The organism is Streptomyces sp. NPDC059718 (assembly GCF_042733315.1).
Taxonomy (GTDB): Bacteria; Actinomycetota; Actinomycetes; order Streptomycetales; family Streptomycetaceae; genus Actinacidiphila.
Map to the genome: position 1 here is coordinate 204484 of NZ_JBHWGA010000001.1, position 14080 is coordinate 218563.

Annotated in this window: 8 protein-coding genes and 1 pseudogene; 4 read left to right on the top strand and 5 right to left on the bottom strand. The window is 73.4% G+C overall.

The window, feature by feature from the left end; all coding sequences use genetic code 11:
* Window positions 1-135: 135 nt before the first annotated feature.
* Window positions 136-1593 (bottom strand): hypothetical protein, encoded by a 1458-nt coding sequence (locus ACFV3E_RS00980; RefSeq protein WP_500532796.1) that lies wholly within the window; start codon window positions 1591-1593, stop codon window positions 136-138.
* A 324-nt stretch (window positions 1594-1917) separates the two neighbouring features.
* On the opposite strand from ACFV3E_RS00980, the gene pulA reads away from it, so the two are divergent.
* The 3 genes from pulA to ACFV3E_RS00995 all read left to right on the top strand — a co-directional run bounded on the left by pulA (window position 1918) and on the right by ACFV3E_RS00995 (window position 8756).
* Complete coding sequence (pulA, locus tag ACFV3E_RS00985; protein WP_500532797.1) at window positions 1918-7377, top strand: pullulanase-type alpha-1,6-glucosidase; 5460 nt, start codon at window positions 1918-1920, stop codon at window positions 7375-7377.
* Between the two features lie 215 nt (window positions 7378-7592).
* A complete protein-coding gene (locus ACFV3E_RS00990; protein ID WP_500532798.1) occupies window positions 7593-8393 on the top strand; it encodes a TNT domain-containing protein in 801 nt (266 codons plus the stop codon).
* 12 nt (window positions 8394-8405) lie between these two features.
* Entirely contained in the window at window positions 8406-8756 is a 351-nt protein-coding gene (locus ACFV3E_RS00995) for a hypothetical protein (protein ID WP_500532799.1), read from the top strand.
* Window positions 8757-8834: 78 nt separating this feature from the next.
* Here ACFV3E_RS00995 and ACFV3E_RS01000 read toward each other — a convergent pair whose 3' ends face one another.
* The 4 genes and pseudogenes from ACFV3E_RS01000 to ACFV3E_RS01015 form a co-directional block, all read right to left on the bottom strand.
* Window positions 8835-9341: a GNAT family N-acetyltransferase gene (locus ACFV3E_RS01000; protein WP_500532800.1), complete on the bottom strand. Its 507-nt coding sequence runs from the start codon at window positions 9339-9341 to the stop codon at window positions 8835-8837.
* Window positions 9338-10216: a hypothetical protein gene (locus ACFV3E_RS01005; protein WP_500532801.1), complete on the bottom strand. Its 879-nt coding sequence runs from the start codon at window positions 10214-10216 to the stop codon at window positions 9338-9340. The genes ACFV3E_RS01000 and ACFV3E_RS01005 overlap by 4 nt, the downstream gene beginning before the upstream one ends.
* Window positions 10217-10337: 121 nt before the next feature.
* Window positions 10338-10751, bottom strand: a pseudogene (locus ACFV3E_RS01010) (Tat pathway signal sequence domain protein); the annotation flags it as partial.
* A 56-nt stretch (window positions 10752-10807) separates the two neighbouring features.
* Window positions 10808-12778 (bottom strand): hypothetical protein, encoded by a 1971-nt coding sequence (locus ACFV3E_RS01015; protein ID WP_500532802.1) that lies wholly within the window; start codon window positions 12776-12778, stop codon window positions 10808-10810.
* 119 nt (window positions 12779-12897) lie between these two features.
* Here ACFV3E_RS01015 and ACFV3E_RS01020 point away from each other — a divergent pair, with 119 nt between their 5' ends.
* Window positions 12898-14061, top strand: a complete 1164-nt coding sequence (locus ACFV3E_RS01020; protein WP_500532803.1) for a hypothetical protein — start codon at window positions 12898-12900, stop codon at window positions 14059-14061.
* Window positions 14062-14080: the final 19 nt, after the last annotated feature.

Genomic DNA, 14080 nt, shown 5'->3' on the forward strand with positions numbered 1-14080 from the left:
GGACCCCCGGCCGGCCGAACCGGGCCGAAGAGGAACGTAACAGCCGCTCCGGTCAGGACGGAAGGCCCCTGCAGAAACTTTCTGCAAGATTCTGCAGGGACCTTTCGGAAGGGCGGGACCGCAGGTGGGAGGGGGTCAGGGTGCGATGCCCACGCCGTCCAGGCGGCTCCACACGCGCTCCTGGGCGGCGGACAGCGCCGGCCAGTGCCGCGCCCCCGGGCGGGGGTACACGCGGGAGGCGTAGGGGCGCGGGACGTACCCCGGTTCGAAGAAGCACCCCGTGCCGTAGGTGGTGTCGAACGCCGGGCAGGAGGCCGCCACCGAGGCCGGCGTGGGCTTGCGGCCGGTCCGTGCCCAGGTCGCCAGTGACCGCATCGCGGCGGCGTACTCCGCGTCGCTCAGCTCGCTGTGCTCGCTCTCCCGCGTGAAGTTCTGCACCAGCAGCCGCCCGCGGTGGGCGCCCTCCAGGGAGGCCCGGTAGGCCGCCTCGTGCTCGACGAAGGCGGTCGGGTCGTCGATGGCGTGGACGGTGAGCACGGGGATCGACACGGCGCCGGTGACGTCGCTGTCGTAGGACAGGTCCCGGCGGGCCGTGGGGTCGGCGGCGAAGCGCTCCACACCCGCGTTGAGCGCCGCGTCGTCGTGCGAGCCGGTATAGCGGACGGTGCTGTTGCCGAACGGGTTTCGGCCGCCGAGCCGGTTGTGCACGATGTCGCGGAAGGTGAAGGTCGCGAACCGCAGGTGCGATTCCAGCGTCCGCTCCGGGATCCCGGTCACCGCCAGGATGTCGTCCAGGTTGCGCTGCTGCAGGGCGGTGCGCTCCTGCGGGGGCGAGGCGTAGCCGGTGCACTCCTGCAGGCGGGAGCGCAGTCCGCTGGTGGTCATCGTCGAGTCGGCGCGCAGCCCCATCCACAGCGGGTACGGGGGCTCGGTGGGCCTGGGGTGGTTGCGGCAGTAGTACTGGTAGACCACGCGCAGGTCCACCCGGTAGTCGTAGCCGCGTGAACCGCCGCCCAGGACGCCGCTGGTCAGCAGGGCGCCGTCGTACGGCGCATGGCGGCCGGTGCCGTAGATCTCGGCGACCTTGGCCGCCACGTCGCCGCCCCAGGACTGGCCGTGGACGAAGGTCCGGCGCGGCGTGCCGAAGCGCTCCACGAACAGCCGCCGCACGTTCTCGGTGTCCTTCGCCGCCATCCGCGTGCCGTAGCCGCCGCGGCGGTAGGAGGAACCCGCCCAGGCGTAGCCCTCCTTCACCATGACCGACCAGCGCGCCAGGTCCCCGGTGCTGCGTTCGGGGTCTGAGGTGTCGCCGAGGTCGGGGCCGCCGTGGGCGTGGACGACCAGCGAGCCGTTCCAGTCGTGCGGGACCGCCATGGCGTAGAAGGCGCCGTTCGCGTCCTGGCCCCGGTAGCAGGCGGCCTCCGCCGCCAGCTCCGCCGGGCAGTCGGCGGGGGCGGGCCCGTCGGCCGCGGACGCAGGTACGGGCCCGGCCAGGGCGGTGGCGAGGAGGGCGGCGACGCCCGCGATCGTCACGGAGATGCGGTGTCGTGCGGATCCGGACCGGGGGCGGTGGGGGGAGTGCCCGGTGACCATCGTCTCGTCCTTCCGTCGTCCGGCGCTTCGTTGCGCGGGCCCCGATGCTTGGGGACGGAGGCGGTGCGGGTCCAGAGCCGTGGCCTTTGCGTTCATAGTGTTCGGCGACCGGCCGCGGCGGACCGGGATATGACGGGGCGTCATCTGTGTTCCGCCGCCGTCGAGGCCGTCCTGTTGGAAATCCTTGCGACATCTTGCTGTAAGCCTGCTGTAAGAGGTACGGTCCCGGTCACGGTCCGGCACCGCTGCCGGGCGATGGCTCATGGCGCGTGGGCTCCCAGAGGTACAACCGTCCGCACACGGATTCCGCAAGGAGAACACCCCGTGGCCCAGCACACCGGGCTGCCCGCGTCCACGCGCCCACGCGCGCGCAGACGCGGAGCCGCAGCCGTCGCGGTGGCGGCCCTCGCCGCCGCCCTCGCCGTCCCCGCCTCGGCACCCGCCGCCTCGGCGGCCGCCCCGCCCCCACCGCCCTCCGACGCGGCGCTCGCCGCCCAGACGGCGCGTCACGACCTCACGCGGGAGCAGTTCTACTTCGTACTGCCGGACCGTTTCGCCAACGGCGACACGTCCAACGACAGGGGCGGTCTGACCGGCACCCGGCTCAGCACCGGGTACGACCCCACCGACAAGGGCTTCTACCAGGGCGGTGACCTCAAGGGGCTCACCCGGCGGCTCGACTACATCAAGGGCCTCGGCACCACCGCGATATGGATGGCGCCGATCTTCAAGAACCGGCCCGTCCAGGGCTCGGGCGATCAGGCGTCGGCCGGCTACCACGGTTACTGGATCACCGACTTCACCCAGGTCGACCCGCACTTCGGCAGCAACGCCGACCTCAAGGCGCTGATATCCAAGGCCCACGCCAAGGGCATGAAGGTCTTCTTCGACGTCATCACCAACCACACCGCCGACGTCGTCGACTACGACGAGAAGTCCTACGGCTACCTCTCCAAGGGCGCGTTCCCCTACCTGACGAAGGACGGCGTGCCCTTCGACGACGCCGACTACGCGAAGGGCGGCAAGGGCTTCCCCGCCGTCGACCGCGACTCCTTCCCCCGCACCCCCGTCGTCACCGCCAAGAGCAAGGTCCCGGCCTGGCTCAACGACCCGACGATGTACCACAACCGGGGCGACTCCACCTTCGCCGGCGAGAGCTCCGACCAGGGCGACTTCTCCGGCCTGGACGACCTGTGGACCGAGCGTCCCGAGGTCGTGAGGGGCATGGAGGAGATCTACGAGAAGTGGGTCCGCGACTTCGCGGTCGACGGCTTCCGCATCGACACCGTCAAGCACGTCGACCTGCCGTTCTGGACCCAGTGGGCCACGGCCCTCGACTCCTACGCGGCCGAGCACGGCCGCAAGGACTTCTTCATGTTCGGCGAGGTCTACTCCGCCGACACCGCCATCACGTCCCCGTACGTCACGCAGGGCCGCCTCGACTCGACGCTCGACTTCCCCTTCCAGGACGCCGCCCGTCAGTACGCCTCCCAGGGCGGCTCCGCGGCGAAGCTGGCCGGGGTCTTCGGTGACGACTACCGGTACACGACCGACAAGGCCAACGCGTACGAGCAGGTCACCTTCCTCGGCAACCACGACATGGGCCGCATCGGCACGTTCCTGAAGCAGGACAACCCGAAGGCCGACGACGCCGAACTCGTGCGGCGGGACCGGCTCGCCAACGAGCTGATGTTCCTCTCGCGCGGCAACCCGGTCGTCTACTACGGCGACGAGCAGGGCTTCACCGGCGCCGGCGGCGACAAGGACGCCCGCCAGACGATGTTCGCGTCCAAGGTCGCCGACTACCTCGACGACGACCAACTGGGCACCGACCGCACCCACGCGAGCGACGCCTACGACACCGGCGCCCCGCTCTACCGGGCGATCGCGAAGCTGGCCGCGCTCCGCAAGGCCCACCCGGCGCTCGCCGACGGCGTCCAGACCGAGCGCCACGTCGCCGACGGCGCCGGGATCTACGCCTTCTCCCGCACCGACGCGAAGACCCGTACCGAGTACGTCGTCGCCGTCAACAACGCGACCGAGGCGCGGACCGCCGACGTCCCCACGGGCTCCGCGAACACCGCCTTCACCGCCCTCTACGGCACCGAGGGCTCCGTCACCAGCGGCGCCGACCGGAAGATCGGCGTGACCGTCCCGGCGCTGTCCACCGTGGTCTACAAGGCGGGCAAGCCCCTCGGCGCCCCCGCCGCCCGGCCGTCCCTCACCCTGAAGGCCCCCGCCGCGGGTGCCACCGGCACCGTCGAGCTCTCCGCCGACGTCGACGGCGGGCAGCTCAACCGCGTGGTCTTCGCCGCGCAGACCGGCAACGGGCCGTGGAAGGTCCTCGGCTCCGCGGACCACGCGCCGTACAAGGTCACCCAGACGGTCGGTGACGACGTGACGCCCGGCACCGCGCTGCGGTACAAGGCCGTCGTGATCGATTCCGCAGGCCGCACCGCGAGCACCACCGCCGGGACCACCAGCGGCACCCCGGTTCCGCCGCAGCCCCCGGTGGCGAGCAGCCGCGACTACGCCGTCGTCCACTACAAGCGCGCGGACAACGACTACACGGACTGGCGCCTGTACGCCTGGGGCGACATCGCCGACGGCGAGGGCACCACCTGGCCGGCCGGCCACGACTTCATCGGCCGCGACGCCTACGGTGCCTTCGCCTACGTCAAGCTCAAGCCGGGAGCGTCCAGCGTCGGTTACCTCGTCATCGACAAGGACGGGAACAAGGACGTCGCCGCCGACCGGTTCATCGACGTCACCAAGAACGGTGAGATCTGGGTGGAGCAGGGCAAGGAGGCCGTCGCCACCCAGGCCCCGTCCGGCACCGAGCCGGGGCAGGACAGGACGAAGGCGGTCCTCCACTACCACCGGGCTGGGGATACCTCCCAGGCCGGAGGCTCTGGGGGAGGGGACTACGCGGGCTGGGGCCTGCACACCTGGACCGGCGCCGCGAACCCGACCGACTGGACCGCCCCGCTGCAGCCGGTGCGGACCGACGCCTACGGCGCGGTCTTCGAGGTGCCGCTCGCCGCGGGCGCCACGTCGCTCAGCTACATCCTCCACAAGGGCGACACCAAGGACCTGCCCGCCGACCAGTCGCTGGACCTCGCCACCTACGGACACGAGGTGTGGCTGCTGAACGGAACCGAGAAGTACCTGCTGCCCTCCACGTCCGGCTCCTCCGCCGACCTCGACCTGTCCGCGGCCAAGGCCCAGTGGATCGACGCCGACACCGTCGCGTGGAAGACCGGCGACACCGCCGCGAGTCACCAACTGGTCTACGCCCCGGACGGCGGCCTGGCGATCAAGGACGGCGCTCTGACCGGTGAGGGCCACTGGCTGCGCCTGCAGCGCGTCACGGGCGGCCTGACCGACGCCCAGAAGGCCCGCTTCCCGCACCTGAGGGACTACGCGGCCTTCACGGTCGACCCGCGCGACCGCGACCGTGTCCGCACCGCCCTCACGGGGCAGGTCGTCGCCACCCAGCGGCTCGCCAATGGCGCGTTGCTCTCCGCAACCGGCGTCCAGATCCAGGGCGTCCTGGACGACCTGTACGCGGCCAAGGCGACCAAGGCCGCGCTCGGCCCGGTCTTCACCCACGGCAAGCCCACCCTGTCGGTGTGGGCCCCCACCGCCCACTCCGTCGCCCTGGACCTGGACGGCACCACCGTCCCGATGCGGCGCGACGCCTCCACCGGTGTGTGGAGCGTGACCGGCAATCGGAGCTGGACCGGCAAGCCGTACCGCTACGTCGTCACGGTCTGGGCGCCCGGCGTGCAGAAGGTCGTCACCAACAAGGTCACCGACCCCTACTCGGTCGCCCTGACCGCCGACTCGAAGCAGAGCCTGGTGGTCGACCTCGACGACGCGAAGCTCGCCCCGGGCGGCTGGTCGCACCTGGCCAAGCCCAAGGCCGTGGGCCTGAACAACGCGCAGATCCAGGAACTGCACATCCGGGACTTCTCCGTCGCGGACTCCACCGTCCCCGCCCGGGACAAGGGCAAGTACACCGCCTTCACCGACACCGGCTCGGCGGGGATGACGCACCTGAAGGCGCTGGCGAAGTCCGGGGTCTCCTACGTCCACCTGCTGCCGGCCTTCGACTTCGCCACCGTCGCGGAGAAGAGCGCCGACCAGGCCACCGTCGACTGCGACCTGGGCGCCTACCCGGCCGACTCCGACAAGCAGCAGGAGTGCGTGGCCGCGGTCGCCGCGAAGGACGCCTACAACTGGGGTTACGACCCCTTCCACTACACCGTCCCCGAGGGCTCCTACGCCACCGACCCGGACGGCACGGAGCGCACCGTCGAGTTCCGGAAGATGGTGCAGGGGCTCAACCAGGCGGGCCTGCGGGTCGTCATGGACGTGGTCTACAACCACACCGCCGCGAGCGGCCAGGACGACAAGTCCGTCCTCGACAGGATCGTCCCCGGCTACTACCAGCGCCTCCTGGACGACGGCACCGTCGCCAACTCCACCTGCTGCTCCAACACCGCGACCGAGAACGCGATGATGGGCAAGCTGGTCGTCGACTCGATCGTCACCTGGGCCAAGGAGTACAAGGTCGACGGCTTCCGCTTCGACCTGATGGGCCACCACCCCAAGGCGAACATCCTCGCCGTCCGCAAGGCGCTGGACGCGCTGACCCCCGCGAAGGACGGCGTCGACGGCAAGAAGATCATCCTCTACGGCGAGGGCTGGAACTTCGGCGAGGTCGCCGACGACGCCCGCTTCGTGCAGGCCACCCAGAAGAACATGGCCGGCACCGGAGTCGCCACCTTCTCCGACCGGGCCCGCGACGCGGTCCGCGGCGGCGGCCCCTTCGACTCCGACCCCGGCGTCCAGGGCTTCGCCTCGGGCCTGTTCAACGAGCCCAACGGTTCCGCCGCCAACGGCAGCGAGGCCGAGCAGCGGGCCCGCCTGCTGCACTACCAGGACCTCATCAAGGTCGGGCTCACCGGCAACCTGAAGTCCTTCTCCTTCACCGACAGCAGCGGCAAGGAGGTCAGCGGCGCCGAGGTCGACTACAACGGCTCACCCGCCGGATACGCGGACGCCCCCGGCGACGCCCTCGCCTACGCCGACGCCCACGACAACGAGGCCCTGTACGACGCGCTCGCCTTCAAGCTGCCCCAGGGCACCTCGCCCGCCGACCGGGCACGCATGCAGGTCGTCGCCGAGGCCGTCCCGGCCCTCTCCCAGGGGCCGGCGCTCTACCAGGCGGGCTCGGACCTGCTGCGCTCCAAGTCCCTGGACCGCAACTCGTACGACTCCGGCGACTGGTTCAACGCCATCCACTGGGACTGCTCCTCGGGCAACGGCTTCGGCCGCGGCCTGCCCCCCAAGGCCGACAACGAGTCCAAGTGGTCCTTCGCGAAGCCGCTGCTGACCGCGGACACGCTCCGGGTCGGCTGCGCGCAGACCGCCTCGGCCTCGGCCGCGTACCAGGACCTGCTGCGGATCCGCTCCACCGAGCCGGCCTTCGGGCTGACCACGGCGGCGCAGGTCCAGGAGCAGCTGTCCTTCCCCCTCTCGGGCGAGCAGGAGACCCCGGGCGTCATCACCGCGCAGCTGGGCCGGCTGGTGGTGGTCTTCAACGCGACCCCGAAGGCCCAGGACCAGCGGGTCGGCGCCCTGTCGGGGAAGGCCTACGCCCTCCACCCGGTGCAGGCCGCGGGCTCCGACGCCGTGGTGAAGCGGGCCTCCTACGACGCCGCGTCCGGCACCTTCACCGTGCCGGGCCGCACCGTCGCGGTGTTCGTCCGGAAGTAGCGACACGTTCCGTGACCGCCCGGTCGGCGGCCCGCTCTCCGCGGGTCCCGGCCGGGCGGTGCTGCGTACGGGCGAAGTGCGTGGCCATCCGGATGAATCGGCGGCGCGTCGGTCCCGGTGGGTGATCCGCCAGGGGTACGTATCCGCGCGGCTCCGGTGACGCACGGTGATTGCCGTCCCGGGAGGCCTCGTTCCCGTCGTCCCCTGGAGGACCCTTGAAGCGGCGCCAGCGAATATCGCTTTCCAGCCTTCCCGCCCTGCTCGTCCTGCTCGTCGGCACCCTCCTGGGCGCGGTCGTCCCCGCGCACGCCGACGACTGGGGGCCGGGCGCACAGATCGCGGCCCCCCACGACCGCCCCGGCTCCGGCCCCGGCTCGGGCCCCGGTTCGGGCCCCGGCTCCGGTCCTGGTTCCCGCCCTGGCTCCGGCCCCGGAGTCGGCCCGGTCATCGGTGCCCCCGGGCGCCTTCCCGGTGGCCCGGAGAACCCGCGCATCTGCATCGGTGCCACCTTCACCGACCGCAAGTTCTTCTGCGGTGACCCCCGGCTCGGTCCGCGGCAGCTGCCCACCAAGGGCCTGCTCGGCGCGATGGTGGCCGACTACCGGCGCCTCGACGGGCAGAACGCCAACGGCTTCCTGCGCACCTGGTTCGACTTCACGACGAACAGCTACAAGTTCCCGCCCAACGACGGCTTCCTCCCGGGCGGCCCCGTATCGGTCATCAACCTCGCCGTGGGGCAGAAGATCGACCGTTTCGGCGGCGAGGGCGGACGTTTCCTCGCGCCCGCGGGCTCGCCGTACTCCCAGCGCTCCATCGCGCCGTCCAACCTCAACACCTTCGACCCGGGCTATCCCTTCAACTACCACCTGTACAAGGTGGTCAGGCCGTTCGCGGTCTCCGCGGGAGTCGTGGCGCCCTTCTACGGGCAGCCGGGCAACGGGCTCCAGTACGTGCTGCCGATGAACGACAGCGTGATCAACCACATCAACAACGGCGAACTCATCCGGCTGAACTGACGGGGCCCGACCATGGACCGGCGTGAACTGTGCGAGGCGCTCGCCTCCGCGGGGGTGCCCGGCGGGCTGTACGAGGTCCCCGGCTTCCACGAGTTCGACCTGAGGCCCCCGGACTTCAGGTACCTCCGGCAGGAGGGCGAGGCCTGGGTGGTCGGCAACTACGAACGCGGCGTCCACGACCCGCACCGGCGCTTCGGCACCGAGGACGCGGCCTGCCGCTACCTCTACGACGAACTCACCGACCGCGGGCCAGGCCCGGGCCCTGGAATCGACCAGGAGATGGAGGAGGTACTCCGCGACCGGGAGGAGATCCAGCGCGCGGCCGATGATTCCTATGAACGGGCCCGGCGCCGGGAGACCTGAGCCGCGGCCGTCCAGGCCGCACACAGCGGAGCGGCCCGCCCTCGACCTCCGGGCGGGCCGCTCCGCCGCGTGCCTCGCCTACAGCTTCTTCTCCAGCAGGGTCACCGCGTACGGGCTGCCCTTGCCGCTCTGCTTGTGGGGCTGCTCTCCGACGACGGCGTAGCCCGCGCCCTCGTAGTACGCCCGCAGCTGCGGGTTGGCCGCCACGCAGTCCAGCCGCGCGTACGGGCGGCCGGACTCGGCGATGCGGCGCTCCGCCCGGTCGAGCATGGCCCGGCCGGTACCGCGCGGGGCGGTCGTCCGGTCCACCATGAGCCGGTGGACGTAGCCCGCGTCCGGCGGGCGCACCCCCCAGGCGTGCTCGTCGTCCCACCACAGCTCAAAGGCGCCGACCACCCGGCCCTCGCGTTCGGTGAGCCAGACCTCGCCCGCCGCCATGCGCGTGCGGAAGTGGCCCTCGTCCATCTCGCCGGGCTTCCACTGGTCGATGCCGTGCTCCTGCATCCAGCGGGCCGCGTCGTCCCGGAGGCGGACGAGGAGGGTGGCGTCGTCGGGCAGTGCGAGGCGGAAGGAGAGGTCGTTCATGCCTCCATTGTCAGGGAACCGTTTCCGGGCCATCGCTCGGCCGGTCCCGCGAGGGCCAGGCCCACCAGGCCCATGCCGACGAGCCCCAGCATGCCCAGCACGTACAGCCAGGCGAAGGCCGAGCCCCAGTCCATGGCGCCGGGGTGGGTGAGGACCGCCAGGAGCGAGAAGGCGCCGACCGCGGCGTAGCCGGCGGCGCCCGCGCGCATCCGCTCCGGATCGCCCTCGCGCAGTGCCCACAGCGAGCCGAGGCCGAAGGTGAGCGTCCACACCCCCAGCGCCCGCAGGTCGAGGTCGGTCACCGGCCACGGCCACACGCCGCGCAGCGCGCCGGGCACCGCGAGCGTGGCCGCCCCGAGGCCGCAGCCCACCAGCGCCACCCAGGCGAGGGGCACCCCGGTGAAGAGGTCGGCCGGCCCGGACCGCGGCGGGTCGCCGCCCGGAGCGCGGGTCTGTACGGCCAGCAGGACCAGCCCCACGACCGGCATCACGGCGTGGACGGCGACGAAGCCCCATGCGCCGAGGAAGCCGCCGATCTCCCCCTCGGTCAGGTGCAGGCGGTCGTGGTGCAGCACGGCGACGCCCAGCATGAGCACCAGCTGGGCCAGCGAGGTGTACGCCACGATCCGCACGTCCACCCACCGCCGCAGCCGCAGCCCCACCGCGAACAGGGCCACCCCGGAGGCGTACGAGGCTCCGAGGGTGGCCGCGGTCAGCGGGGAGCGGACGGTCCAGGCGAAGTACGCCGCCGTGCCGCCGGCGAACAGCAGCAGGAGCAGCGCCAGGTAGCCGCACGCGAGCATCAGCGGCACGAAGTACAGCGCGCGCAGGGAGGGCCGGACGGCGCGCCCGGGGACGTCCGCGGGAGTCGTCATGGCACGACAGGGTGCCGCATCGCCGCCCGGAACTGAACCCTTCGGCAGGAGGGAGTTACCAAGGGTACGGCCAGGTCCGGGCGGCTCGCGGCGCCGCGTGGGGGGTGGCGCGGCGGTCCGGTCAGTTCACGAAGACGGCAGGGCCGCCGTCCTGGCCGGAGTCGGTGACCGGGGCGTACTTCGCGGTGAAGAACCCGTTGGCGAAGCAGAGCGAGGAGCCGGAGGCCTTGGTGAACTGCTGGGCGGCGAAGGTGATGCTGTTGTCGGCGTTGTCCGCCGTGCCGGTCAGGCTCGCCGCCCGGTAGACGCAGGTGATGCTGCCCAGCAGGGTGCGCAGCACGATCGTGGTCTGGACGGTCGAGCCGTCGGCCGGGGAGACGGTGACGACGCCGTCGGAGGAGACGGCAGAGGTGTACGGCAGGTTGTCGACCGTGATGCTCGTGACGCCCAGCACGCCCACGACGTTGCTGCTGCAGCCCGCGCTCGGGAAGGTGTGCGCGGTGACCGACTCGGTGGCGGTGCCCGGGGCGGCGGGTGCCCCGGCGGCCGCTCCACCCGCGGAACAGGCCACCAGGGCGGGGGAGGGCGGGCTCAGCGCAGCGTCGTGAGCGCCGCGCCCGAGTCGAGCACCGCCGACAGCTCGGCCCGGGCGCCCTGTTCGGCCCGCACCGCCATCGTCGGGCCCTTCGAGGCGCCGGTCACGCCGCCCGTGGCCTTGATCCGCGTCACGTCACGGCTGCCCGCCGCCAGCAGGTACCAGTGGCCGGCCGTGGACTTCCACAGCGCACCGGCCAGCACCTGCGGCACCGCCCGGCCGCACGCCCCGCTGTCCCGGCCGCTCTGGCCCACCGGTGCGCCCGGGGTGCCCGGCTCGGAGACCGGGGGCAGGAACAGCGCCAGCGCCCGGCCGTCCGTGCCGCGCCAGGTGTCGGCGCGGGCGCAGACCCACGACGCCTGCCCGTTGTCCTCCGGCAGCCGCTGCGTCGCGTACCGCCAGACGTTGACCGACCGGGTGCCCAGGCCGCTCATGGAGGAGAGGTTGCAGGCCGTCCGGGCCACGTTCGCCAGCCCCGTGGGGCCGGTCGCCTCCAGCGGCGTGGCGTCCGAGGCGGGCTGGTACGTCAGGTGCGCCGGCACGAGGTCGCCGAGGTCGGTGAGGAGGAACGGCCGCTCCACGCTGAGCCCGCCGGCGGCCCGGAACTGCAGCGCGGGCCAGGTGGCCCCGCACACCCCGGGACGGCTGTCCGCACCGGGCATCCGCACCGGCTCGGTCACCCCGTCCGCCGTGCGGTCCAGCTTCGCCGGGGCGCGCCCCGGCTCCCGCAGGTCGCGGGAGGCCGCCTCGGTGACCCAGGGGGCCGTCAGGAACCGGGTGTTGCCGTCCGTCCGGCCCAGCACCACGGCCGCCGTGGTCACGCCCGCGCCGTCCACCCGGGCGAAGTCCAGGGCCGCCGAGCCCCCGCCGTCGCGCGGCTCGGCGTAGCGCACCAGGCGCAGGCCGTCGTACATCAGCACCACGGTGGCGCCGTCCACGTCCCCCGCGTACAGCAACTGCGGCTGCTGCGCGGGCAGTCCCTCGGCGGTGCCCGTGGTGGCCGACACGGCGACGTTGCCGGAGGGGTGAGCCCACACCGCCATCGCCCGGCCCAGCAGCGTCCGGTCGCCGGCGCGCCCGCCGCGGGCCGGCCAGGCCGTGAAGTCCACCCGGGAGGCGCGGGTCCACGCGGTGTCCTGCACCCGCACCAGTTTCGCCGGGTCCAGCAGATCCGCGGTCCCGTACGCGCCACCCGGCGACCCGCCCGCCGCGTACGGGTCCTGCCCGCCGGTCAGCACCGCGACCAGCGTCGCGGTCACGGCGATCGCGCCCGCCGCGATGAGGCCCACCCGCACGTGCTGCCGCCTGCGCAGCAGATCCGTCGGCCGGGCCTGCACCGTGCACGGGTCGAACCCGCTGCCGCCCAGCAGCAGTCCCTCCGGCACCGCCTTGGCGGCCTTCAGGGCGCCCCGCGGGTCGGCGACGCCGGCGGCCACCAGCAGCCTGCGCACCTCGCGGCCGTCCGCGTGCCGGGGCCGCTCCAGTTCCAGCAGCGCGTAGGCCGCCCGCCCGGCCGCGCTCAGCCCGGACAGCGCCCGGTCCAGCTCCGCCTCGTCCGTCCCGGTCGCCTTGGTGTGCAGCCGCAGGCCCCAGACGTACGGCGCCGGACCGCCCACCACCGTCCTGCGCAGCCGGCCCCGCCAGCCCCGCTCGCGGCCGAACGCCAGCGCCGTGTCCAGCACTTCCTGCCGCACCAGGGCGTACGCCGGGTCCACGGCCCCCCGCGGCCCGGGGACGTCCACCACGGCGGGGTCGGGCTCGCACGGCGAGCGCGGCAGCACGCCCTGCGTCAGGGTGTGGGCGGTCAGCACCCTCCGGTGCCGGCCGAGCGACGGCGGCAGCGTCAGGTAGGCCAGCCGGACCAGGTGCGGGTAGTTCTCGACGAGTGCGGCCTCCGCCTCCTCGACGTCCACGATGACGGCTGCGCCGTGCCGGGGACGGGTGGCGGTCGCGTGCTGGGCGTTCACGTTCCGTAGAACGAGTGAATCCTGGGATGGTCACCCCGCCACCGCGCGCCGCCCCGGTGCCGGGAGGCCCAACCGGCCCGTGAGCAGGGGTTGTCGGTGCCCCGCGTCATGATGGCCGCATGCACGAGACGGACTGGGCACGGCTGTTCCACGCCTACGGCGCCGCCACGGACACCCCGCGGCATCTGGCCGCCCTGCGCACCGGCCGGGAGGCGGACGTCCGGGCCGCCCTGGAACACCTCAACGGGGCGATCGTCCACCAGGGCACACCCTGGCCCGCCACACCGCCGGCCGTCCGCCAGGTCGCGGAACTGCTCGCCGGGGAGCACCCGGCGGCACCCAGGCAGGCTCTGCTGGCCTTCCTGCGGTACGCGGCGGAGGCGGCGCCCGACCCGGCGGAGGCGCAGGAGTGGCGGGCGCGGGCGTTCCCCGCGGACGGGGCGGCGGCCGACGCGTGGCAGGAGGCCTGGGCGAACGCGGACGAGGCGGAGCAGCAGGCCCTCTGGGACGACGAGATGGCCGACCTGGCGGTCGTCCGCGCGGCCGTGGGGGTGTACGACGCCCTGCCCGCCGTCCACGCGGCAGCCGCCGTCCACCTGACCGACCCCGACCCGCAGGTGCGGACCGCCGCGGCCGCCTGCGTGGCGCGCACGGCCGCGCACCCGGCGCTCGCCGGCCGCAGGGACGAGGTCGTCCGCGTCCTCACCGCGGCCTCGGTCGCGGCCGGGGCGGACGAGCGCGCCGCCCTCGCCGTCCACCTGGGGGAGCTGGGCGAGGCGCCCCGGGCCCTGCTCGCCGACCCCGAACCGGCCGTGCGGGTCTGCGCCGCGCTCGCCCCCGCCCTCGACGGCGACGAGGACGCGCACACGGTGCTGCTGGACGCCCTGCGCGACCCGGCCGCGCTCGACGCGGCGTTCGGCCGCAAGCCCGCCACGTTCACCGGCCGGCCCCGCTTCACCGTCGCCGCCGCCCTGTGCCGGCGCGTCACCGACCCCGAGCGGCTGCTGCCCGCGGCCCTCGCCGTCCTGCCGCTGATCCTGTGGCGCCACCCCGACCCGGACCTGGGCCCCTATCTCCCCCGGTTCTTCCCCGAGGGCTGGCCGGCGGCCCACACCGCCACCCCGGCCCAGCGTGCCTACGCCGGGGCCCTGGCCGCGCACGACACCTTGTGGGATCCGCGCGGTGGCAACCGGGGTGCCCTCTTCGCCAGGCTCGGGCTGCCCGGCGACCGCGCCGCGTGGCGGGCCCTGAGCACGACGTCCGAATCCCGCCGGACCTCCTGACCGGTCCGGGCGACGCTGG

What these genes read in the sequence shown, in the direction of transcription:
- ACFV3E_RS00980 (WP_500532796.1), bottom strand. Translation starts at nt 1,593, where the DNA reads ATGGTCACCGGGCACTCCCCCCACCGCCCCCGGTCCGGATCCGCACGA.
- ACFV3E_RS00995 (WP_500532799.1), top strand. Translation starts at nt 8,406, where the DNA reads ATGGACCGGCGTGAACTGTGCGAGGCGCTCGCCTCCGCGGGGGTGCCC.
- ACFV3E_RS01000 (WP_500532800.1), bottom strand. Translation starts at nt 9,341, where the DNA reads ATGAACGACCTCTCCTTCCGCCTCGCACTGCCCGACGACGCCACCCTC.
- ACFV3E_RS01005 (WP_500532801.1), bottom strand. Translation starts at nt 10,216, where the DNA reads ATGACGACTCCCGCGGACGTCCCCGGGCGCGCCGTCCGGCCCTCCCTG.
- ACFV3E_RS01020 (WP_500532803.1), top strand. Translation starts at nt 12,898, where the DNA reads ATGCACGAGACGGACTGGGCACGGCTGTTCCACGCCTACGGCGCCGCC.